General features: G+C 74.4%; 20 protein-coding genes. 10 read left to right on the forward strand and 10 right to left on the reverse strand.

What is annotated here, in order from left to right; translation table 11 throughout:
* Positions 1-99 precede the first annotated feature (99 nt).
* The 4 genes from ABEA81_RS08360 to ABEA81_RS08375 are packed head-to-tail and all read left to right on the forward strand — an operon-like array spanning position 100 to position 3,702.
* A complete protein-coding gene (locus tag ABEA81_RS08360; protein ID WP_345604272.1) occupies positions 100-969 on the forward strand; it encodes an ABC transporter permease in 870 nt (289 codons plus the stop codon).
* The gene (locus ABEA81_RS08365; protein ID WP_345604273.1) at positions 966-1,739 is read left to right on the forward strand and encodes an ABC transporter ATP-binding protein; all 774 of its coding nucleotides are present in this window, start codon (positions 966-968) and stop codon (positions 1,737-1,739) included. Before ABEA81_RS08360 ends, ABEA81_RS08365 begins: the two co-directional genes overlap by 4 nt.
* Positions 1,736-2,545: an ABC transporter permease gene (locus tag ABEA81_RS08370; RefSeq protein WP_345604274.1), complete on the forward strand. Its 810-nt coding sequence runs from the start codon at positions 1,736-1,738 to the stop codon at positions 2,543-2,545. The genes ABEA81_RS08365 and ABEA81_RS08370 overlap by 4 nt, the downstream gene beginning before the upstream one ends.
* A gap of 14 nt (positions 2,546-2,559) precedes the next feature.
* Complete coding sequence (locus tag ABEA81_RS08375) at positions 2,560-3,702, forward strand: ABC transporter substrate-binding protein (RefSeq protein ID WP_345604275.1); 1,143 nt, start codon at positions 2,560-2,562, stop codon at positions 3,700-3,702.
* On the opposite strand, the gene ABEA81_RS08380 is transcribed toward ABEA81_RS08375, so the two are convergent.
* Positions 3,683-4,810 (reverse strand): GNAT family N-acetyltransferase, encoded by a 1,128-nt coding sequence (locus tag ABEA81_RS08380; protein ID WP_345604276.1) that lies wholly within the window; start codon positions 4,808-4,810, stop codon positions 3,683-3,685. The two genes, ABEA81_RS08375 and ABEA81_RS08380, sit on opposite strands and share 20 nt — an antisense overlap.
* A 47-nt stretch (positions 4,811-4,857) precedes the next feature.
* Here ABEA81_RS08380 and ABEA81_RS08385 point away from each other — a divergent pair, with 47 nt between their 5' ends.
* Together ABEA81_RS08385 and rnhA are read left to right on the forward strand one after the other, a co-directional pair.
* Positions 4,858-5,697: an arylamine N-acetyltransferase family protein gene (locus ABEA81_RS08385; protein ID WP_345604277.1), complete on the forward strand. Its 840-nt coding sequence runs from the start codon at positions 4,858-4,860 to the stop codon at positions 5,695-5,697.
* 22 nt (positions 5,698-5,719) lie between these two features.
* On the forward strand, positions 5,720-6,172 hold the full coding sequence (rnhA, locus tag ABEA81_RS08390; protein WP_345604278.1) for a ribonuclease HI: 453 nt from the start codon (positions 5,720-5,722) through the stop codon (positions 6,170-6,172).
* A 246-nt stretch (positions 6,173-6,418) separates the two neighbouring features.
* On the opposite strand, the gene ABEA81_RS08395 is transcribed toward rnhA, so the two are convergent.
* Complete coding sequence (locus tag ABEA81_RS08395; RefSeq protein WP_345604279.1) at positions 6,419-7,093, reverse strand: LysM peptidoglycan-binding domain-containing protein; 675 nt, start codon at positions 7,091-7,093, stop codon at positions 6,419-6,421.
* 161 nt (positions 7,094-7,254) lie between these two features.
* Here ABEA81_RS08395 and ABEA81_RS08400 point away from each other — a divergent pair, with 161 nt between their 5' ends.
* Positions 7,255-7,944, forward strand: a complete 690-nt coding sequence (locus ABEA81_RS08400; protein WP_345604280.1) for a tetratricopeptide repeat protein — start codon at positions 7,255-7,257, stop codon at positions 7,942-7,944.
* Positions 7,945-7,992: 48 nt separating this feature from the next.
* Entirely contained in the window at positions 7,993-9,591 is a 1,599-nt protein-coding gene (locus tag ABEA81_RS08405) for an amino acid permease (protein ID WP_345604281.1), read from the forward strand.
* Between the two features lie 92 nt (positions 9,592-9,683).
* On the opposite strand, the gene ABEA81_RS08410 is transcribed toward ABEA81_RS08405, so the two are convergent.
* Positions 9,684-10,193, reverse strand: coding sequence for a DinB family protein (locus ABEA81_RS08410; RefSeq protein ID WP_345604282.1), 510 nt, complete (start codon positions 10,191-10,193; stop codon positions 9,684-9,686).
* Between the two features lie 47 nt (positions 10,194-10,240).
* Positions 10,241-11,677, reverse strand: coding sequence for an MFS transporter (locus tag ABEA81_RS08415; protein WP_425570482.1), 1,437 nt, complete (start codon positions 11,675-11,677; stop codon positions 10,241-10,243).
* 87 nt (positions 11,678-11,764) lie between these two features.
* On the opposite strand from ABEA81_RS08415, the gene ABEA81_RS08420 reads away from it, so the two are divergent.
* A complete protein-coding gene (locus tag ABEA81_RS08420; RefSeq protein WP_345604284.1) occupies positions 11,765-12,157 on the forward strand; it encodes a MarR family winged helix-turn-helix transcriptional regulator in 393 nt (130 codons plus the stop codon).
* Positions 12,158-12,293: 136 nt separating this feature from the next.
* Here ABEA81_RS08420 and mtnA read toward each other — a convergent pair whose 3' ends face one another.
* Both mtnA and ABEA81_RS08430 read right to left on the reverse strand, forming a co-directional pair.
* Positions 12,294-13,418 carry an S-methyl-5-thioribose-1-phosphate isomerase gene (gene mtnA / locus ABEA81_RS08425; protein WP_345604285.1) on the reverse strand — a complete coding sequence of 375 codons (1,125 nt, stop codon included), beginning with the start codon at positions 13,416-13,418 and terminating at the stop codon, positions 12,294-12,296.
* A 25-nt stretch (positions 13,419-13,443) separates the two neighbouring features.
* Complete coding sequence (locus ABEA81_RS08430) at positions 13,444-13,863, reverse strand: hypothetical protein (protein ID WP_345604286.1); 420 nt, start codon at positions 13,861-13,863, stop codon at positions 13,444-13,446.
* Positions 13,864-13,935: 72 nt separating this feature from the next.
* Between ABEA81_RS08430 and ABEA81_RS08435 the strand changes: the two genes are divergently transcribed.
* Positions 13,936-14,538 carry a TetR/AcrR family transcriptional regulator gene (locus tag ABEA81_RS08435; protein ID WP_345604287.1) on the forward strand — a complete coding sequence of 201 codons (603 nt, stop codon included), beginning with the start codon at positions 13,936-13,938 and terminating at the stop codon, positions 14,536-14,538.
* Here ABEA81_RS08435 and ABEA81_RS08440 read toward each other — a convergent pair.
* The 4 genes from ABEA81_RS08440 to ABEA81_RS08455 all read right to left on the reverse strand — a co-directional run bounded on the left by ABEA81_RS08440 (position 14,519) and on the right by ABEA81_RS08455 (position 21,390).
* On the reverse strand, positions 14,519-16,846 hold the full coding sequence (locus ABEA81_RS08440) for a phosphotransferase (RefSeq protein WP_345604288.1): 2,328 nt from the start codon (positions 16,844-16,846) through the stop codon (positions 14,519-14,521). The genes ABEA81_RS08435 and ABEA81_RS08440 overlap by 20 nt on opposite strands.
* 252 nt (positions 16,847-17,098) lie before the next feature.
* Positions 17,099-17,968, reverse strand: a complete 870-nt coding sequence (locus ABEA81_RS08445) for a L,D-transpeptidase family protein (protein ID WP_345604289.1) — start codon at positions 17,966-17,968, stop codon at positions 17,099-17,101.
* Positions 17,969-18,136: 168 nt separating this feature from the next.
* Positions 18,137-19,888, reverse strand: a complete 1,752-nt coding sequence (locus ABEA81_RS08450) for an ABC transporter ATP-binding protein (RefSeq protein ID WP_345604290.1) — start codon at positions 19,886-19,888, stop codon at positions 18,137-18,139.
* Positions 19,885-21,390, reverse strand: a complete 1,506-nt coding sequence (locus tag ABEA81_RS08455) for an ABC transporter ATP-binding protein (RefSeq protein ID WP_345604291.1) — start codon at positions 21,388-21,390, stop codon at positions 19,885-19,887. The genes ABEA81_RS08450 and ABEA81_RS08455 overlap by 4 nt, the downstream gene beginning before the upstream one ends.
* Positions 21,391-21,395 lie beyond the last annotated feature (5 nt).

The raw sequence follows: 21,395 nt of genomic DNA on the forward strand, positions 1-21,395 counted from the left end.
CGGGGCGCGCGGGCCGGCCGCATGCCCTACTGGGAACGCGTTCGTAACGCTACGGTCATCCCCTGCTCAGAGGATCACCCGGTCCGAGGGGAGCGCGGGATGGTCGGTCGGGCGCGCACGGTCGGCGCTGCCGTGGTGGCGTTCGCGCTGCTGGTGGTGCTGTGGGAGCTGGCCAAGCTCGTGCTGCCCGGCGACGGCGTGCTGGTCGGCGACACCCGCATCCTGCCCCGCACCGACGACTCGGCCATGCCGCACGTCTGGACGGTGCTCGGGCGGCTCGCCGAGCCGGAGGTGGCCGGTGCGGCCGATGCGCGGACGGTCGGGGCGGCCGTCGCGTCCGGGGCGCTGTTCAGCCTCGCGCTCGCGCTGGGCGGGCTGGTGCTCGGCGGTGTGCTCGGGATGGTGCTGGCACTGGCGATGCAGCGGTTCGCGCTGCTGGAGCGGGCGGCGCTGCCGTACGTCGTCGCGTCGCAGACCGTGCCGCTGATCGCGATCGCCCCGCTCGTCGTGGGCTGGGGCGGCAAGATCGCGATCATGGGCTGGGCCTGGCAGCCCTGGGCGAGCGTCATGGTGATCTCGTCCTACCTGGCGTTCTTCCCGATCGCGGTCGGCATGCTCCGGGGACTGAACGCGCCCGCGAAGGCCGACGTCGAGCTGTTCCGGACCCTCGCCGCCGGCTGGTGGACCACGCTGCTGCGGCTGCGACTGCCCTCCTCCGTGCCGTTCCTGCTCCCCGCGGTGCGGCTGGCGGCCGCGGCGGCGGTCGTGGGGGCGATCGTCGCGGAGATCTCCACCGGCACCCGCGGCGGGATCGGCCGCCTGATCATCGAGTACGCGCGGTCGGCCACCGGCGACCCCTCCCGCCTCTACACCGCCATCCTCGGCGCCGCCGTGCTCGGGCTCGTCGCGGCGGGCGCGGTGGGCCTGCTCGACCTCGGCCTGCGCCGCTACCGGGGGAGCGTCCGATGACCGCCGTGCTGCTCGCCGGCCTGCAGAAGCGCTTCGGTGACGGTGATCATGCGGTCCACGCGCTCGACGGCATCGACCTCGAGCTCGCCACCGGCGAGTTCGTCTCGCTCATCGGGCCCTCCGGGTGCGGCAAGTCCACCCTGTTGCGCGTGGTGGCCGATCTGGAGCAGCCCACGTCGGGCAGCGTGCTCGTCGGCGGGAAGACGCCGCACCAGGCCCGGCTGGACCAGGACTACGGGATCGCCTTCCAGCAGGCAGGCCTCCTGGAGTGGCGCAACGTGGTCGAGAACGTCGAGCTGCCGCTGCACGTCCACGGGGTCGACAAGGCGGAGCGCCGGGCGAGGGCCGCCGAGCTGCTGGAGCTGGTCGGGCTGGAGGAGTTCGCGGGGTCGCGGCCGAGCGAGCTGTCCGGGGGCATGCAGCAGCGCGTGGCGATCGCCCGGGCGCTCGCGCCCAGCCCGCGGCTGCTGCTGATGGACGAGCCGTTCGGCGCGCTCGACGAGATGACCCGCGAGCGGATGCAGGCGGAGCTGCTGCGCATCGCGCGCGAGACCGAGGCCGCCGTCCTGTTCGTCACGCACTCGATACCCGAGGCGGTCGTGCTGTCCGACCGCGTCGTCGTGATGTCGCCGCGACCCGGCCGGATCACCGAGATCGTCAAGGGCGAACGGCCGGGCGCCGACGCGGACGTCGACGACGTCCGCGAGTCGAGCGCGTTCTTCACGGCGATCACGACGGTGCGCGAGGCGCTGCGCAAGGGGCACCCGTGACGCGGGCGGTGCCGGGTGCGCCCGGGGTCGACGCCGGCCCGCGGCGGGGCCCGCGCGGGTTCGGGAACGTGTGGCCGCCGGTCGCGTTCGGGGCCGGGCTGCTCGTCCTGTGGGAGCTGGTGGTCCGGCTGGCCCGGGTGCCGGCGTTCCTGCTGCCGACGCCGAGCGCGATCGCCGAGCAGGTCGTCGCCCAGTTCACCGTGATCCTCTCCACGGCCGCGGTGACCGGCGGCAACGCCATCGTCGGGCTGGTGGCCGGGTTCGTCGCGGGCGTCGCGCTGGCGCTGCTGGCCGCCGGGTCGCGGATCTTCGGCGAGCTGGCCACCCCGGTCGTGCTGGCCGCGAGCGCCGTGCCGATCGTCGCGCTGGCGCCGGTGTTCACCACGATGTTCGGCTCGGCCACCGAGATCCCGCGCCGGCTCGTCGTGACGGTCGTGGTCACGGTGCCGGTCTTCGTCGCGACCGCCCGCGGGCTGCGGCAGGTGCAGCCGGTGCACGCCGAGCTCATGACGGCGCTCGCCGCCACCCCGTGGCAGCACGCCCGGTTCGTGCGGCTGCCCGGCGCGGTGCCCTACATCATGACGGGGCTGCGGCTCGCGGCCCCCGCGTCGGTGATCGCGTCGATCGTCGCCGAGTACTTCGGCGGCCTGCAGAACGGGCTGGGCAGCCGGATCACCGCGGCCGCCGCCAGCACCGCCTACGCCCGCGCGTGGGCCTTCGTCGCCGCCTCGATCGCACTGGGGCTGCTGTTCCACCTGGCCGGGCTGCTGGTCGAGCGCCTGGTGACCCGCGGTCGCACCGCCTGAACCCGGAGGTCCCCATGCCTCGCTCCGCCATCCGTCGCCTCGCACTGGCAGCCGCGTTGCTCGTGGCGGCCACCGCCTGCAGCGTCACGCCCCAGGGCGGCAGCAGCAGCGCCCCGGCGGGTGACGGTCCGAAGCCGGTCAAGCTGCAGCTGCAGTGGTTCACCCAGGGCCAGTTCGCCGGCTACATCGCCGCCGTCCAGCAGGGCTTCTACTCCGAACGCGGCCTGGACGTGCAGATCCTGGAGGGCGGGGTCGACATCGTCCCGCAGACCGTGCTCGCGCAGGGCCAGGCCGACTTCGCGATCGCCTGGGTGCCCAAGGCCCTCGCATCGCGGGAACAGGGCGCGGGTATCACCGACGTCGCGCAGATCTTCCAGCGCTCCGGCACCTACCAGGTGTCCTTCGCGGACAAGGGGATCAGGACGGCCGCCGACCTCAAGGGCAAGAAGGTCGGCAACTGGGGCTTCGGCAACGAGTTCGAGCTGTTCGCCGGCATGACGAACGCCGGGCTCACCCCGGCCTCGGACGTCACGCTGGTGCAGCAGCAGTTCGACATGCAGGCGCTGCTCTCCGGTGAGATCGACGCCGCGCAGGCCATGTCCTACAACGAGTACGCGCAGGTGCTGGAGGCCACCAACCCCGCCACCGGCGGGCTCTACCAGCCGAGCGACTTCTCGGTCATCGACTGGAACGAGGCCGGCACCGCCATGCTGCAGGACGCGATCTGGGCGAGCACCGACCGGCTGCAGGACCCGGCCTACCAGGACCTCACCAGCAAGTTCATCGCCGGGTCGATCAAGGGCTGGGCCTACTGCCGCGACAACGTCGAGTCCTGCCGGGACATGGTGGTGGCCGCCGGGTCCACCCTCGGCGCCAGCCACCAGCTGTGGCAGGTCAACGAGGTGAACAAGCTGATCTGGCCGTCACCCGCCGGCGCCGGCGTGATCGACGAGGCCGCGTGGGCCCAGACCGTCCGGGTGGCGCGCACCGCCGTCAACGCCGACGGGCAGACCGTGCTAACCCGCGACCCCGACGCCGAGGCCCACACCAACACCTACGTGCAGCAGGCCCTCGACGTGCTCAAGGCCGAGGGCGTCGACACGGTCGGCGCGGGTTACGCACCCGTCCAGGTCACGCTCAACCCCGGCGGGAAGTGAGCAGCTCGTACCAGACGCCGTCGTCGAGCGTGCGGTCCGCGCCGACGCCGACGACGGCGTCCTGGTGCACCTCCCCGACCAGGGTGAAGCCGGCCCGCTCGGCCACGTGCCGGCTCGCGGTGTTGTCCCGCGAGGCGCCGATCTGCAACCGGTGGCGGCCCAGCCCACCCTCCTCGCGGGGCGCGAACGCGTGTGCGACGACGAGGTCGACCGCCTCGCCGACGACGCCGCGGCCACGGGCGTCCGGGTGCGCCCAGTACTCGATCTCGCCACCCGTCGGGTTCAGATCGTCGTCGAGCCGGAAGACGGAGACGTTCGCGAGCAGCCGGTCGTCGTCCCGGTCGGCCACCGCCCACGTGACCTTCTGCCCGAGTGACTCGGCGAGTCGGCAGCCGAGGACGAACGCGCGCGCCGACTCGACGGTGTAGGGGTGCGGGAGCGCCGGCATCCAGTGGCGGGTTCGGGCATCGGAGCAGGCCTCGGCGATCCGCGGCAGGTCCGCGTCGGTGTGCGGGCGCAGCCGGACGTGTTCCCCCCGCAGCTCGGGCAGCGGCCACCACGTGGTGCGCGGCGCCATCTCCTCGTCCGGCATCAGCGAGGCGAACCAGCCGTCGACGAGCTCGCCGGACCGGCGCACGGCCCGCCGCCGCGTGCCCTCGAACGTGAAGCCGCACGCGTGCGCCACCCGCCAGGACGCGAGGTTGCCCGCCTGCGCCCACCAGTGCAGCACCGGCGCATCGGCCTGCGTGAACGCCCAGTGAGCCGCCAGCCGCAGCGCCCTGGACATCAGCCCGCGCCCCCGCGCCGCCGCGAGCAGCCCGTAGCCGACGAACGGGGGCGCACCGAGGTGCACGTCCACCTGGCCGGCGAACCCCCCGTCCTCCTCCACCACCCAGCGGGCCGCGGTGCCCTCGCGCCACCCGGCCGGCACGGTCACCTCGACCCACCGGCGCGCGTCGGCCTGCTCGTACGGCTCCGGGATGCTCGTCCAGCGGACGGTCTCCGGGTCGCGGGCGAGCACCACGAGGGCGTCGAGGTCGGCCGCCGTGTGGGCGCGGAGCGTGACCACGCCGTCGGTGAGGGTCGGTGCGGAGGTGGGGAGGGGCACCCGCCGATCATGGCGGTAGGCACGAGGTCTCCGGAAGGATGGCGGGCATGAGCACGGCCCTCGCGACCGACGCCCGACTCGCCGCCTACCTCGACCGCATCGGCAACCCGGAGGTGACCGGCCCCGACCTGCCGACGCTGCGCCGCATCGTCGCAGGCCACGCCCGCTCGATCGCGTTCGAGAACCTCGACGCGTTCACCGGGCGCGAGATCGCCCTCGATCCGGACGGGCTCACCGCCAAACTCGTGCACGGTGGCCGCGGCGGGTGGTGCTTCGAGCAGAACCTCCTGCTCGACGGGGCTCTCGACGCACTCGGATACGCCACCACCTGCCTCGCCGCGCGGGTGATGTGGGGCCGCCCGGCCGGTGCGCCGCCGACCCCGCGCAGCCACATGCTGGTGCGCGTCGACCTGCCGGAGGGCCCCCACCTCGTCGACGTCGGCTTCGGCGGGCTCACGCTCACCGGCGTGCTCGCGCTCGAACCGGACGTCGAGCAGGACACCCCGCACGAGCCGTTCCGGCTGGTGGCGGCCGAGCGGGCGGGGTACGTGATGCAGGCACGGGTGGGCGGCGAATTGCGGCCGCTCTACTGGTTCGACCTCACCGAGCAGCTGCTCGCCGACTACGAGGTCTCGAACTGGTACCTCGGCCACCACCCGCGGTCGCACTTCCTGAGCGGGATCATGGTCGCCCGTCCCGAGTCCGGCCGCCGCTACGCCCTCGGTGGCACGAGCCTCGCCGTGCACCACCTCGACGGGCCCACCGAGCGCCGCGCGCTGGAGTCGCCCGCCGAGATCCGCGAGGTCCTCGAGGAGACGTTCCTGATCGACACGTCCGGCCTCCCCGGCCTGGAGACGGCGCTCGCGCGCCTCTTCGCGAACGGGTAGCCGCGACCGATATCGTGTGCCGGTGCCGGACCGCGTCGTCGAGATCTTCACCGACGGCGCGTGCAGCGGGAACCCCGGCCCCGGCGGGTGGGGTGCGGTGCTGCGCTACGGCACCGTCGAGAAGGAGCTCCACGGCGGTGACGCCGGGCCCACCACCAACAACCGGATGGAGCTGATGGCACCCATCCGGGCGCTCGAGGCGTTGACCCGGCCCGCCACGGTCCGCATCTACACCGACAGCACGTACGTGCGGAACGGGATCCTCAGCTGGCTCCCCCGGTGGAAGGCGAACGGCTGGACGACGTCGGCCAAGACCCCCGTGAAGAACGCCGACCTCTCGCGCAGGCTGGACGAGGCCGCGGCACCGCACCAGGTCGAGTGGCACTGGGTGAAGGGCCACGCCGGGCACCCGGAGAACGAGCGCGCCGACCGGCTCGCGGTGCGCGGTGTGGCGGAGGCCGCAGTCCTGCGCTGAACGGCGCTCTCGACCGCTAGTGCCCCCCGCCGGAAGTCCGCCGAACAATTCGGCGGCCCAGCCCCACGCTGCGCGCACCGGCCGACGTCCCGAGTACGCCCGGTACGAGGGCCGCCGCCCGGCACACGCAGCGAGAACCTGGATCCACCGACTTACCCAACGGCCTTCCGGCGGGGGACACTAGCTGCCGGCGGATGAGCGACGCGCCCGATTTTCCCGGCTTCGCATCGCTGCGGGGCGGCGCTCCTAGGAGATGCGCAGCCGCCCGCCGGCGACGATCCGGTCGGCGTCGGCGATGTGCGGGTTGAGCCGGAGCAGGTGCGACACCGTGACGTGGTGGCGCGATGCGAGCCCGGTGAGCGTGGCGCCCGCCGGGATCACGACCTCGTTCGCCGGCGCCGGCCGGATCACGAGGTTCGCGCCCGCCCGGATTCGGTCGGGGTCGGCGATGGCGTTCTGCTCGGCGATCTGTTCGAGCGGGACCCGGTAGTGCAGCGCGATGCGCGCGAGCGTCTCCCCGGGCTGCACGGTGTGGGTGGTCGACCGGTCCGCACCGGGTGGCGCCGCGGGTTCCGGGGGTGCGCTGCGCGGCGGCTCGGGGCGCGGCGACTGCGGGCGCGGCGGGACGTCGGGGCCGGTGGACGTGGCCGGCGCCCGTGGGGTCGTCGGCCGGGGTGGCGAGGGGGGCACGGCAGGCTCCGGCGGGGGTTCCCCGACGGGCGTGGTGGCGGTGGCGAGCTCGGGTCCGGACTGGGTGGCGGCGATCGCCGCGATCACGCCGGCCGCGATCGGGACGGCGGCGAGCAGCCCGATCAGCGCCTGCCTGCCGGTGACCGGGGGCTTCCGGCCGGCTCCCGCCCGCGCCTCGGTGGCGGCGGACTCGAGATCGCGCCGCAGCCGCTCGTGATCCGGCTCGCTCATCGCCCGCCCTCGCTCATCGCGCGTATTCTGCATCCCTCGATCGGGGGTACGCCACCGGGTCGGGTTACGCAGACGGTGGTCACACCTCGCGATGGCGGCTTGCGTGGGCGTCGGTCGATCCGGTTGACTCTCCACGTTCGGCCGAGCGATCGTCACACAACGTGTCGACCTGTCCCTTGGGGGTCTGGATGCCCTGGTGGTCCGGTGAGGCGGACGGTGAGCCGCCCGTCGCCACGGATGGATCGCGACCGGCGGCGCGCAGCAGCGCCCCCGAACGGGGCACCGTGCACGAGCTCGCCGTCCGCAACGCGCGTGCCGCTGCCCTCTTCTCGGCGGGCAACGCGAAGGAAGCCGCCGCGATGTTCGAGGACACGCTGCGCGGGTGCCGTGCCCTGCTCGGCCGTGACCACCACGCCACGCTGACCGTCGCCGGCAACCTCGGCGCCGCGCGGGTGTCGGCGGGCAAGCGGCGCGAGGGCATCCACATGATCGCCGAGAACGTCGCCGACCGGGCGCGCGTGCTCGGCGACGAGGACCCCCGCACCCTCACCGCCCGCGACGCGCTCGCCGTGGCGTACCGGCTCGCGGGCGACGTCGACGACGCGGTGGAGCTCTCCGGCCAGGTCACGGCGCAGCGGCGGCGGAACCTCGGCCCGGCCCACCCCGACACGCTCACCTCGCGAATGGGCCTCGCCCGGGCCCAGGCCGCCGCAGGTGACCTCGAGGCGGCCACGGCACTGCTGAGTGCCGCCGTGCAGGACGCGGAGCAGGCGCTCCCGCCGCGTCACCCGCACCTCACCGCCCTCGTCGAGTGCGCCGAGGCCATCGGCATGACCCGCCGCGAGGGTTAGCCCTCCGACAACTCCCCGAGCTCCCCACCCCCGAACCGAGGCAACCGCATGTCGACCCCGACCGGCTACCTGACGCGCGAACGCGAGACCGCGCGCAGTGACGAAGCCCTGCTGCTGCGCCTGGGCTACTCCCAGGTGCTCTACCGCGAGATGGGCGGGTTCTCGAACTTCGCCATCTCGTTCACGATCATCTCGGTCCTCGCCGGGTGCCTGACGTCCTACTACCTGGCGTTCAACAACGGCGGCCCGGTCGCGATCACGTGGGGCTGGCTGCTCGTCGGCGTGTTCTCCGTGGTCATCGCGATGGCGATGGGGGAGATCGCGTCCTCGATGCCCACGGCGGGCGCGCTGTACTTCTGGGCGTCCAAGCTGGGCGGGCCGGCGTGGGGCTGGTTCACCGGGTGGTTCAACCTCCTCGGCCAGATCGCGGTCACCGCGTCGATCCAGTACGGATCGGCGACGTTCGCGACGGCGCTGCTGAGCCTGTGGTTCCCGGATCTGGTCGGCACCGACACGACCACGATCTTCATCGTCTTCAGCGTGATCGCCGCCGGGCAGCTGGCGCTCAACCTGCTCAACGTGAACCTGCTGTCGCGGATCAACACCCTCTCCGCATGGTGGCACATGGCCGGTGTCGCCCTGATCGTCGTGATCCTCCTGATCGTGCCCACCGAGCACCAGCCGGTCGCGTTCGTGTTCGGCGAGGTGATCAACAACTCCGGGTTCTCCGACACGGGCATCTGGTTCGTCTTCGGCCTCGGGCTGCTGATGGCGCAGTACACCGTCACCGGGTACGACGCATCGGCGCACATGAGCGAGGAGACCCGCGGCGCGTCGCGGGCCACGGCGCTGGGCATCGTCTGGTCCGTCGCCGCGTCGGTCGTGTTCGGGTTCGTCCTGCTGGTCGCGGTGACGTTCGCGGTGCCGGACGTGCAGGGCACGCTCGACGCCGCCGGGATGGCGGTGGTGTACATCTGGTCCGAGGCCACCAACGACTCGTGGGCCGAGTTCATGCTGGTCATCGTCGTGATCGCGCAGCTGTTCTGCGGCACGGCGTCGGTGACGTCGGCATCGCGGATGATGTTCGCGTTCTCCCGGGACCGGGCGGTGCCCGGGTCGCGGCTGTGGCGCCGGGTCGGGGCCAACCGCGTGCCGGTGAACTCGGTGATCGCGATCGCGGTCACCTCGTGGGCGCTGATGCTCCCGACCCTCGCCAACGGGGTGGTCGGCTACGCGGTCGGCACGTCGATCGCCGTGATCGGCCTCAACATCGCGTTCGCGCTGCCGATCATCCTGCGCATCAAGGCGGGCGACCGGTTCGAGCCGGGCGCCTGGAGCCTCGGCAGGCACTACAAGTGGCTCTCCCGGATCGCGGTGGCCTGGATCGGCGTGGTGTGCGTGCTGTTCCTGATGCCGATCTCGCCGAACGGCATTCCCGGCGCGGAGGGCTTCGCCTGGGAGGCGGTGAACTACGCCCCGCTCACGGTGGGCGGCGCGCTCGTCCTCTTCGGCGGCTGGTACTTCCTCTCGGCCCGCAAGTGGTTCACCGGGCCGGTGCGCGAGGCCCGCGTCGAGGACGAGCACCCCGCCACCCACCGCGAGAACGGCCGCCGGCAGCACGCGCGCCAGCCCGTCCGGCCGTACTGACGCTGTACGGGCGCTGTACGGGCGCTGTACGGGCGCTGTACGGGCGCTGTACCGGCCCTGTACCGGCCCTGTACCGGCGTCGTACCGACGCGTCAGCGGGCTGCCCGCAGCAGCCGCAGCTGGCCGAGCTCGGCGGTGTTCTTCATGAGCTCGGCGTTGACCCAGCCGAGCATCTGCGCCATGGTCATACCCGCGTCGGCGGGCCAGGGGAACGGGGCGGGCGCGGCGAGGTCGGCGTCGGTGAGCCCGTCGAGCACCGTGCACCACTCGTCGTGCAGTCCGCGGAGCCACCCGACCGTGGTGGCGGGGCCGGGCCAGGCCACCGCCGTCCGGTCACGTGGCTCGCGGCCCCGGGCGTGATCGGTCGCCACGCTCCACCACCAGCCGAGGTGCCAGGTCACCCAGCCGATCGTCGGCACCGGGATCGGGTCCGGCTCCGCGTCGGCCCAGTCGGGGGTCCAGGTCCCGTCGGCGTCCCGCCGCACCGTCCAGCAGAGCGGGGCCGGTTCCCAGAGGAAGTCCTCGGTGGTCAGCCGGTCCAGGTGCAGGTCGGCGAGCGACCAGGTCAGGTCGAACTGCCACCGCAGCAGGTCGCGGGTCATCCACTGATCATCGCGACCCGCTGCGGTGGGGTGCACCCGGGTTTCGGTCAGCCGGCGAGCGCCGGCTCCGCCGGGACCCGGTCGCGCCGCCGGACCAGCCCGCTCAGCGCGATCAGGAGCCCGGCGACGGCGAACCCGGTGACGACGCCGAGCGCGGGGGTGAACCCGGCCAGCAGGGCGTCCGGGCCGGTGCGCCCCTCGCCGCCCGCCACGAGCACCGCCGTGACGATCGCCAGGCCGAGCGCGCCGCCCACCTGCAGTGAGGTGTTGAGCAGCCCGCCCGCGAGGCCCTGCTCCTCGTCCGGGATCCCGGCGGTGGCCTGGATGTTGAACGAGGCGAACGCCAGCATGAAGCCGAGGCCCAGCAGGATCATGCTGGGCAGTACGCCGACCACGTACGGGGCGTCGCGGTCGACCACGAGGAAGAGCACGTATGCGGCCACGTGGGCGACCACGCCGGCCGCGATCGTGCGGGCGGTGCCCACGCGGTCGATCAGCGGGTCCATCCGCGGGGAGCCGACCGCGACGATCAATGCGGCGGGCAGGAAGCCGAGCGCGGTCTGCAGTGCCGACCAGCCCAGCACGGACTGCAGGTACAGCATCACCACGAACTGGAACCCGAGGTAGGCGCCGAAGAACACCATGACGCCGAGGTTCGCCCTGGCCAGCCGGCCGGAGCGGAGGATGCCCATCCGCACGAGCGGGTGGGCGCTGCGCCGCTCGACGATCACGAACGCGGCGAGGAGGACGGCGGTGAGCCCGAACTGCAGCAGGGTGCGCGGCGTGAGCCAGCCGACCTCCGGCGCCTCGACCACCGTGTACACCAGCAGCAGCATGGCGGCGACGCCGCTGATCGCGCCGGGGAGGTCGTAGCCGCCGGTGCGCCGCGCCGGCCGGTCGTCGGGCAGGATCCGGTACGCCGCGACCAGCGTGAGGATCGCGATCGGCACGGGCAGGAAGAACGTCCAGCGCCAGCCGACCTCGGTGAGCAGCCCCGAGAACACGAGGCCCGCCGAGTACCCGCTCGCCCCGAACACCGCGAAGATGCTCAGCGCCCGGTTGCGGGCCGGGCCTTCCGCGAACGTGGTGGTGATGATCGAGAGGGCCGCGGGCGCGGTGAACGCCGCTGCGGCGCCCTTCACGAGGCGGGTGGCGATCAGCAGGGTGCCGTCATCGACGAGCCCGCCGAGCAGCGAGGCGACGGTGAACACCGCGACGGCGACGAGGAACACCCGTCGCCTGCCGAGCAGGTCGGCCGTGCGGCCGCCGAGGAGCAGCAGGCCGCCGTAGGACAGGACGTAGCCGCTGACGACCCACTGCAGTGCGCTGGTGGAGAGGCCGAGGTCGGCCTGGATGACGGGGAGCGCGACGCCGACCATCGACACGTCGAGCGCGTCGAGGCCGACGACGAGGGACACGGTGAGGAGCACGCCCCAGAGCCGGGGCGGCCACACCGTGGAGGTGGTCGTGAGGGAGGCGTTCACGAGCGACGAGACTACATGCGTACGCATCTAATGCAAGCGAATTTAATGAGCGTGCATCACAGTCCTGCGCATGCTATTGTGCCCGCCGTGAGCTCCACGAACGTCAGCGAAGCCGAGGAGCTACTGCTGGACGAGTGGCACGCCCTGCTCGCCCGCCACGCCACGGTCTGCGGGGCCCTCGAGGCCGAGCTGCGCAGGCGGCACGACATCGGCGTGAGCGAGTTCGAGGCCCTCGAACGCCTCGCCACGGGCGGGCAGGAGAAGTGCCGCGGTGTGGAGATCACCGAGGCCGTGCACCTGAGCCAGAGCGCGGCGTCCCGCCTGGTCGCCCGCATGGAGCGCGACGGTCTCGTCGAGCGAGCCGGCTGCCCGGAGGACCGGCGCGCGATCTACATCGCGCTCACCGAGGCGGGCAGGCGGCGCTACCTGGAGGCCAAGCCGACGCAGCGGGCGGTGCTGGCCGCGACCATGGGCGGGTAGGACAGCCGGTATCGGCTCACGCAACCCGTGCCGGCCGGCGCACCCCCTCGACGGCGCGCCCGAGCATCGACCGGGGTGCGTGCGGCACAACGCCGGACACCGCCGGCCGCCGGACGATCGAGAGCAGCGGGCACGGTCACGACGGCCGTCGGCTTCGTGATGCTGCTCGGGGTGAGTTTCCTGAGCTGCTGGGACCGGCACCGGGTGAAGGCGCTGTGGCGGCCGGAGCTGCCGGCTCCGTCAACCGCATGTCCGGCCGCAGCTTCGGCTCGGCCACACCCCGCTCGGTGACGACGGCGTCGACGAGGCGGGCCGGCGTCACGTCGAACGCGGGGTTGAAGGCGCGGGTGCCGGCCGGGGTGGTCGGCACGCCGGCGTGCGAGGTGACCTCGGCGGCATCGCGCTCCTCGATCGCGATCGCGGAACCGTCGGGCGTCGCCAGGTCGACGGTGGACCACGGCGCGGCGACGACGAACGGGACCCCGGCGTCGGCGCAGGCGAGCGCGAGCCCGACGGAACCGACCTTGTTGGCGGTGTCGCCGTTGGCGGCGATGCGGTCCGCCCCGATGATCACCGCGTCCACGAGGCCCCGCAGGATCGCGCCGGGCGCCGCACTGTCGACCTGCACGACGTGGTCGATGCCGTCGGCGGCGAGCTCCCACGCGGTGAGGCGGGCGCCCTGCAGGAGCGGGCGCGTCTCGTCGACGTGCACGAGCCCGACCGCGCCCCTGCCGTGCAGCTCGCGGACGATCCCGAGCGCGGTGCCCCACGCCGTGGTGGCGAGCGTGCCGGTGTTGCAGTGGGTGAGCAGCCGCAGGGAACGGCGGGGGCAGTGCGCGAGCAGCCAGTCGGCGCCCAGCTGCGAGAGACGCCGGTTGGCCGCCTCGTCCTCGGCGAGCACCCGGCGGGCCTCGGCGAGCGCCGCCGCGGGTCCCTGCGTGACGAGCGGCAGCACCCGGTCCACGCCCCAGCCGAGGTTCACCGCGGTGGGCCGGGCGTCGCGGAGCCGCCCGATCTCGCGCCGCAGGTGCCGCTCGTCCCAGCCCTCGCGCCGGGCCTGGGCCAGCGCGAGGACCACCCCCAGCGCCCCCACCGCGCCCAGCGCGGGCGCGCCGCGGACGGCGAGCCGGCGGATCGCGCAGACGAGCGTGGAGACGTCCGGGGCCTCGATGTAGACCTCCTCGCCGGGGAGCCGGGTCTGATCGAGGAGGCGGACGGCGGGGACGTCCCCCTCGAGCCACTCGACGGTCGTGATGGCCACGCCACCACGGTATGCGGCGCGGGGCTCAGGCGGCGCCGCGCCACCAGCGGCGGGCCGTGGGGTGGGTCACGGCGCCCGGCGGGGGGACCTCGACGCCGACGGTCCGCCGCACGAGCCGGCGCTCGCGCTCCTGCGCGGCGGCGAGCGCGGGCGTGTCGGCGTGGGCGTCCAGCACCGCCCGGAGCCCGCGCCCGCCCGTCGCCGGGTCGGTCCACGCCGCCACGACGGCGGCGTCGAAGTCCGCGGGGGAGTCGGCGGGAGCGTTCTCGAGCAGGGAGTCGACGCGCGCGAGCAACGCGGTGCGCCAGCGGTGGTGGAGCGCGAGGAGGAACGCCTCGACGCTGCCGAACGCGGCCTCGACCTCGCCGCGGCGGGTGATCTCCGGGCGCCCGGTCCGGGCGGCTTCGGCGAGCACCTCGCGGACCAGCAGGAACTTCGGGGACATGGCGTCGGTCTCCAGCGCTGCGACGGTTACATACTCTGTGTACGTACACCGAGTATGTCGTAGACTCCGTGCATGTCAAGGCCGAAGAGCCGCCGCGAGCTCTACTCGGAGGCCACCCGCGCGGCGCTGCTCGAGACGGCCACCGCGATGTTCGCCGAGCGGGGCTTCGCGCGGACCTCCCTGGACGACATCGCGGTCGCGACGCAGGTCACCCGCGGCGCGGTGTACCACCACTTCGAGAGCAAGCAGGCGGTGTTCGAGGCGGTCTTCGACGCCCTCGAACAGGACATGACGGCGCGGGTCTCGGCCGCGGCGGCCGGGCAGCCGGACGCGTGGCAGGCGGCGATGGCCGCGCTCGACGCGTTCCTCGACCTGTGCTGCGAGGACCGGTACGGCCGGCTGTGCTGGCTGGAGGGCCCGCTCGCGTTGGGCTGGGCGCGGTGGATGGACTACGAGAAGAAGTACGCCTTCGCGCTGATCGACGGGTTCCTGCAGGCCGCCCGGGCGGAGGGCCTGCTCGCCCCGGTGCCCGCACCGACGAGCAGCGAGCTGGTGTTCCACCTGCTGGGCGGCGCGGGGCGCATCATCGCCGAGGCGCAGGGGGCCGACCGGCGGGCGCTGCGCGACGACTGCGCCGTGACGATCCGCCGGATGCTCAACGGAATGCGCGCGTAGCCGACTCCGGCTCCGCCGTGGCGGCCGGTCCGCTGTCGAGCAGCTCAGCGGCGCCCTGGACGACCACGCGCACGTTGCGCCGGTTCCACACCGGGTTGGCCGCCATCCGGTCCGAGCGGGTGACGCAGGCGTTGACGTGGTCCAGCCAGCCGAGCAGGACCAGCAGCTCGGGCGCGAGGACGCTGCCGCCGAGCGCCGACTGGCACCCGACGAGCACATCGGCCTCTGCCCGCGGCACGCCGCCGAGCCACCGCAGCACCACCGGGCCGAACTCCTCGCCGTTCGCCATCGCCTCCGCCATCGGGACGAACGTCGCGACGTCGAGCACCGCCAGACCGTCCGGCCGCGCGGTGCACCAGTCGATGATCGCGCTCACCTGGCCGTTCGGGGCGGCGAGCAGGTTCACCGGGAGGTAGTCGCCATGGGTCCAGCCGATCCCGACGACCTGACCGCGCAGCCGGGCGTCCAGCACCGCGGCGAGCCGGCCCGCTTCGGTCCGCAGCCCGGAGGGCAGCGTGCGGGACACGGCGGCGATCGGGCCGTGCACCCACGCGTCGAGCTCCGCGTCCCCGACCCGCCGGGGCGTGGCCGTGCGCCGGTGCAGCTCGCTGATCGCGCCGACCGCGCTCGACACGAACGCGCCGCGACGCGCCGGGTCGGACAGCGCGTCCGGCCCGGGCCCGCCGGGCAGCAGCGTCTCGGTGGAGCAGTAGGCGCCGCCGATCTCGGCGGTGCCGAGCACCCGGGGGATCAGCGGCGTCCAGTGCCGGATCCGCGGGTCGGTGTGCAGCGCCGCCAGCGCCTCGGTCTGCTGGCGCAGCTCGTGCTGCCCGTTCGCGGTGTCGGCGGCCTTCAGCAGAGCGCGCCGCTCGCCCACCGGCCCGACCGCGACCACGACCGTCTCGGAGCCACCGCCCATCCGGGAGCCGAGCGCCCAGCCGGCCGGAGCGCCGACCCGCTGCAGGCCGTCCGTGCCGACCCGGCGGAGCAGGGCGGAGCTGCGGATGGCGTCGATCCACCTGCCGAGCGGGCCGGGCACCCACGGCGCGTTCGTGATGAGCACGACGGCCGCGACGGCGCACTGCGCGAGCAGCCAGGCCAGCCCGACGGCCAGGACGCCTAGGTGGGGCATGAGCAACCAGGCCAGTCCGATCGTGAGCACCGAGAGGGAGGTCGGAACGCCGAACTGCACGCCGGTGCGCTGGCGCACGCGCGCCGTGCTGGTGGCCGCCGCCGTGACCACGTTGGGTATCGCGGACAGCGCGACGAGCGCGAGCGCCCCGGTGCCGGCCGCGGCGTAGTGCGGCCCGAACAGCGCGAGCACCAGCGGCGCGCCGAGGGCCAGCACCACCGCGACCGGGACCACGAGCATCAGCCCGCGCCGCACGGTCTCCCGCCGCGCCCTGTCGACCTTCGCCGGGTCGGCCGCGCTGTGGGCGATCATCGACTGGCCCATCCCGGAGGGCACCATGTACAGGGCGAGGCCGAACTGCCACACCATGTTGTAGGCGGCCGCCGCCTCGGCGCCGAGGCGGCCGAGCACCAGCACCGGCAGGCCCATCATCGCGGTCTGCCAGAACAGGGCACCCACGTAGTCGGCGCCGACGAACCGGCCGACGGCGCCCACCGTGATCGGCACCGCCCGGTCGGCCGTCTTCCTGCCGTGTGCGGGCAGCAGCCGGACCAGCAGCCAGAGGTTGATCGGCAGCACGATCAGGACCGTGGCGACCACCCAGGACAGGGCGATGCCGCCGGGCACGGCCGCGAGGGTGACCGCGACGAGCAGGCCGATCTTGAGCAGGGAGAACACGAGGTTCTCGATCGGCACCGCGGTGGCCCGGCCGACGGCGGTGAGGACGTAGTCCTGCAGGCTGAACAGCGTCCAGACCGGGCAGCTCACGGCGAAGAACGCGACGAGCGTGCCGTAGCCGGCCACATCGACGAGCTCGGGGGCCCACCAGATCGCGCCGAGCGCGAAACCCGCACCCGCGAGCGCGGACACGGCGACCGCCACGAGGTAGCCGAGCACCACCAGCCGGCGCGCCGCGGTGCCCGCGACGGGGACGAACCGCAGCAGCGCGTGCGACATGTTCAGGTGGGCGACGCCGCCGACGAGCATCAGCGACGAGAGCGCCACCGCGTTCACACCGACGACGTCGGCCGGGAGCATCTGCGCGGCGAGCACCCAGTACAGCAGCCCGACCGCGGACGTCATCCCGGAGCTCACGACCAGGGCCAGCCCGTCGCGGTGCTGCGGTGCCCGCCATCCGTTCAGCAGGCCTTTCACCCGCGCGACCGCCACTGCCACCTGCGCGCCCCCCAAGGAGATCCGGCGCTACTACACCGTCGTGAACACTGCGTGGACGGCCGCCGAACGCCGCCTGTCCGCGGGACATACTGCCGGAGTGCCGGATCTGTCCGCTCCTGACCCCGCCGGCGCAGCGCGGAAACGCTCGTCGCGGGCGTCACGCACCAACCCCGGTGCCGGCACCCCAACTGCAGTTCGGGTGCCGGCGCGACGGTTGGTGTGTGACGAGAGGGATCGGCGAGCGACCCCGCCTCAGTAGACCGTGACCTCCGTGCCCACCCGGGCGACGTCGCTGGCCCACAGCAGGTCCATGGCCGCGTTGGTGACGCGTACGCAGCCGTGCGACGCCGGGTGCGCGGGGATGCTGCCGGCCCCGTGCACGGCGATGCCGCCGTGGAAGTACTTCGGCCGGTAGAGCATCCCGAGTTCGGCCTCGCGCACACCGTTGATCTGGCGCTCGATCTCGAAGTCACCGCGTGGGGTGTGCGCCACGCCGGAGCCGCCGGACGGGCGGTCGTAGGTCTCCCCGCTGCCGGTGGAGGTGTTGAGCGCCCACTGCACCTGGCCGTCGCGCACGACGAGCAGGATCTGGCGCTCCAGGTCGACCTCGATGTGGTCACCCTCGGTGCTGCGGGCGGACGGCCGCGCCGCCGTGGGGAGCTCCGCGCGCGTCTGCGGCCCGGCGACGCCGTCGCGGTCGAGGCCCTCGGCCTTCTGGAACGCCATCACGGCCTGGCGGGTGAGCTGCCCGTAGTGGCCGTCGATCTCGCCGAGCCAGAAGCCGAGGCCGGACAGGCGCTGCTGGAGCTCCTGCACCGCGGGCCCGGACGAGTCGAGGTTCAGCACCGCGTCGGCGGCCTCGGGCTCGGCGGTGGAGGGGGTGGGGGTGGGAGGGGCCGAGGTGGGGGGCGTGGTGGTGCCGGACGGGGGTGTGGTGGCGGGGGCGGGCGCAGCGGCCGCGGGCGGGAGGGTGTCCGGGGAGGGGCCGAGCGGGCCCCCGCAGGCGCCGGTCAGGGCCAGACCGCCTGCCACCACGAGGGTGACCGCGATCCCGGCGGGTGTGCGGGCGGCGGGGCTCCGTTCCGCGCGGTGTGGTTCGTCGACGGCCGGGCCGGCAGCCATGGAGTACTCCTCGGGTCCAGAAACGATCATGCCCGGAGGAGTGTCCGGCGAAACGCCACGGCGTTTGCGACCGCGGCCCCCGACCGGTCAGCATCGCGAGATCATCCTGCACGCACGGGTGCGAGGCGCGCATATCGCCCCCCGGACGCGGCGATGTCACCCGGCAGGTCAACCGGCGGTGCGCCGGGGTCGCCCGTGCCACGACTCCCACAGCGCTGCGTAGGCACCGCGTCCCGCGATCAGGTCGTCGTGGGTGCCGATGTCGGTGATGCGACCGTCCTGGAGCACCGCCACCCGGTCCGCGTCGTGGGCGGTGTGCAGCCGGTGGGCGATCGCGACGACGGTGCGGCCGGCGAGGGCGGCCGCGAGGGCCCGTTCGGTGCTGCGGGCGGTGGCCGGGTCGAGGAGGGCGGTGGCCTCGTCCAGCACCACCGTGTGCGGGTCGGCGAGCACGACGCGGGCCAGTGCGAGCTGCTGGGCGACGGCGCCGCCGGGCTGCAGCGCACCCGGGCCGAGCCGGGTGCCGAGGCCGTCCGGGAGCTCGTCGAGCCGGGCACCGACGGTGCCGAGCGCGGCCCGCAGGGCGCCGTCGTCGGCATCGGGGGCGGCGAGGAGGAGGTTGTCGCGCACGGTGCCGAGGAACACGTGGTGCTCCTGGGTGACGAGCACGACGTGGCGGCGCCGCTCCGCCCGGTCGAGGCAGGCGATCGGCACGCCGCCCACCGTCACCGTGCCCGTGCGGGGCGTGTCCAGCCCGGCCAGCAGCCGGCCGAGGGTGGACTTGCCCGCCCCCGACGGCCCCACGAGCGCGATCCGCTCGCCGGGGTGCAGGTCCAGGTCCACGCCGCGCAGCGCATCGCGATCGTGCCCCGGGTAGCCGAAGTGCACGTTCCGCACCCTCACCCGCTCACCGCGCGGCGGCGCGCCCGCCGGGGCGGGCGGGCTGCCGGCGACGCCCTCGACGCGCGCGAACGCGGCGGTGCTGCTCTGCAGCTGCTCGAGGCGCCACAGGATCTCGTTGAGGGGCTGCGCCAGCTGCCGCAGGTAGAGCGTCGCGGCGGCCACGGCGCCCAGCGTCACGGCGCCGTGCGCGAGCAGCACGCCGCCGACCAGGAGCACAGCGACGACCGGGAGCACGTGGCAGACGTCGACGGCGGGGAACAGCACGCTGCGCAGGGCGAGGGTGCGCTCCCGGGTGCGCCGGGCCGTCTCGATCGCCTCGCGGCACGCGGCCACCCGGTGCTCCTGCAGCCGCAGGGCCTCGACGGTGCGCGCTCCGGCCGCGGTGGCGGTGAGGACCTCGGCGAGCGCGGCGGCGGCGGTGCCTTCCGCGAGGTAGGCGGCGTGGGCCCGCCGCAGGTACCAGCGCGTGGCGCACCACGTGCCGACCAGGCCGACGAGGCCGCACCCGCCGAGCAGGGGCGCCACGACCACCACGGCGGCGAGCAGGAACAGCGCCTGGACCGCCGCGACGAACAGCTCCGGACCGGCGTCGCGGAGCGTGACGGCCATCGCGGCGACGTCGCCGGTGCCGCGCGCGGCGATCTCGCCGGTGCCGGCCCGCTCCACCGTGGCCGTCGGGAGGGCGAGCACCCGCTCGACGTACCGTTCCCGGACGCGCGAGAGGGTGCGTTCGCCGAACCGGTACGCGACCCACCTGGCCTGGCGGGCCAGCAGGAGCTGGACCACCGCGCACGCGATGATGCCCAGCGCCAGCCGGTCCACGACCTCCGGAGCGCTCCCGGCCCGCACCTCGTCGAGGATGCGGCCCACCAGCCACGGCCCGGCGAGCCCGGCCCCCGCGGCCAGCGCGGTGAGCACGACCATCCGGGTGACCTCCCTGCCGTCGGCCCGGACCAGGCCCAGCGCGGCCCGGCGCGCGGCGGCCGGGGTGGCCACGGGGAGCGCGTGCTCCTTCACCGGGAGACCACCGCCCGGTAGCGCGGGTCGGTGGAGAGCAGCTCCTCGTGCGTGCCGGTCGCGGCGACCTGCCCGTCCAGCAGCAGGCACACCGTGTCGGCGTGCGCCAGCACCAGCGGCGAGGTGGTGATGACGAGCGTCGTGCGTCCCACCCGCGCGGCGCGCAGCCCGGCCGCCACCGCCGCCTCGGTGTGCGCGTCGAGCGCCGACGTGGGCTCGACGGCGAGCAGCACCTCGGGGTCGGCCACGAGCGCCCGGGCCAGGCGGACGCGCTGGCGCTGGCCGCCCGACAGGTTGCGGCCGTCGCCGTCGACGTGCCCGGCGAGCCCGCCCGGCAGCCCGTGCACGACCTCGTCGACGGCCGCGGCCGAGAGGGCGCCCCGCACCGCGGCATCGGTGGCGTCACCCTCGGGGGCACCGGGGGCGAGCACCTCGCGCAGGGGGCCGGCGAACAGCGCGGCGTCCGGGTCGGCCACCAGGATCCGTTCCCGGACCTCGACGGCCGCGATCGCGCCGAGGGGCTGCCCGTCCCACGTGGTGTCCGACGCGGTGAACCGGCCGAGCCGGTCGACCACGGCCGCGGCGTCGGCAGGCCGGGGGCTCACCAGCGCCGTGAACGTGCCCGGTGCCAGCTCCACACCGGAGTCCGGGTCCCGCAGCCGGGCCGGGGCCCGGGGGCCGGGGCCGCCGGTGACCGGGTGGGGTTCGAGGGCGAGGAACCGGGCCACCCGGTCCGCGGCCACCCAGCCGCGGCTGAGCTGGTGGCCACCCTCGATGAGCGCGTTGACCGGCGACACGAGGAGCGCGGCATACCCGTAGACGGCCAGCACGTCGCCCAGGGTCATCGCGCCTGTGGCGGCCGTCCGAGCGGCGATCCAGGTGACGGCGCCGACGAACAGCACCGGGAGCCCGGCCCCGACCGCCTCGATCCAGCTGCTGATCGCGCCGACCCGGTACCCCTCGGCGCGCAGGTCCGCGGAGGTGCGGCCGTAGCGCCGCGCGATGACCGCCTCGCCGCCGAGGCCGGCCAGCACGCGCAGCCCGCCGACGATGTCCAGCAGCCGGGCGGTGAGCGCGCCCTGCTGGACCCGGTAGGTCGCCTCGACCGCGCGGAGCCGGGCCAGCAGCGGTCCGACGAGCACCGCCAGCAGCGGAACGCCGAGCAGCACGACTGCCGCCAGCACCGGCGAGACCAGGCCCATCAGGGCCGCCACCAGCACGTACGTCACCGCCGCTCCGACGCTGGGCCCGGCGACGGTCAGGGCGGTGCTCACCATGATGACGTCGCTCAGGCCGATGCTGGCGACCTCACCCGTCGTGGTGCGGACGGGCAGGGCGGCGCCGAGCCGGGTGGCGTGCACCAGCACCGCGTGGGCGGTCAGCACGAGGCTGGTCATCGACAGCGTGCCGAACACCGATCCGGCGACCACCCGACCGCGCTGGCGCACGACCAGCCACCAGAGCACGTGCCCCGGACCGGGGCGGGCCGGCACGTCGATCACCGACC

Source organism: Pseudonocardia adelaidensis (assembly GCF_039543345.1).
GTDB classification, from domain to species: Bacteria; Actinomycetota; Actinomycetes; order Mycobacteriales; family Pseudonocardiaceae; genus Pseudonocardia; species Pseudonocardia adelaidensis.

Excerpts from the sequence above, each read along its gene's own strand:
- ABEA81_RS08405 (WP_345604281.1), top strand. The coding sequence starts at position 7,993 with ATGTCGACCCCGACCGGCTACCTGACGCGCGAACGCGAGACCGCGCGC.
- ABEA81_RS08430 (WP_345604286.1), bottom strand. The coding sequence starts at position 13,863 with ATGTCCCCGAAGTTCCTGCTGGTCCGCGAGGTGCTCGCCGAAGCCGCC.
- ABEA81_RS08385 (WP_345604277.1), top strand. The coding sequence starts at position 4,858 with ATGAGCACGGCCCTCGCGACCGACGCCCGACTCGCCGCCTACCTCGAC.
- ABEA81_RS08365 (WP_345604273.1), top strand. The coding sequence starts at position 966 with ATGACCGCCGTGCTGCTCGCCGGCCTGCAGAAGCGCTTCGGTGACGGT.
- ABEA81_RS08445 (WP_345604289.1), bottom strand. The coding sequence starts at position 17,968 with ATGGCTGCCGGCCCGGCCGTCGACGAACCACACCGCGCGGAACGGAGC.
- ABEA81_RS08360 (WP_345604272.1), top strand. The coding sequence starts at position 100 with ATGGTCGGTCGGGCGCGCACGGTCGGCGCTGCCGTGGTGGCGTTCGCG.
- ABEA81_RS08375 (WP_345604275.1), top strand. The coding sequence starts at position 2,560 with ATGCCTCGCTCCGCCATCCGTCGCCTCGCACTGGCAGCCGCGTTGCTC.
- ABEA81_RS08410 (WP_345604282.1), bottom strand. The coding sequence starts at position 10,193 with ATGACCCGCGACCTGCTGCGGTGGCAGTTCGACCTGACCTGGTCGCTC.
- ABEA81_RS08395 (WP_345604279.1), bottom strand. The coding sequence starts at position 7,093 with ATGAGCGAGCCGGATCACGAGCGGCTGCGGCGCGATCTCGAGTCCGCC.
- ABEA81_RS08435 (WP_345604287.1), top strand. The coding sequence starts at position 13,936 with ATGTCAAGGCCGAAGAGCCGCCGCGAGCTCTACTCGGAGGCCACCCGC.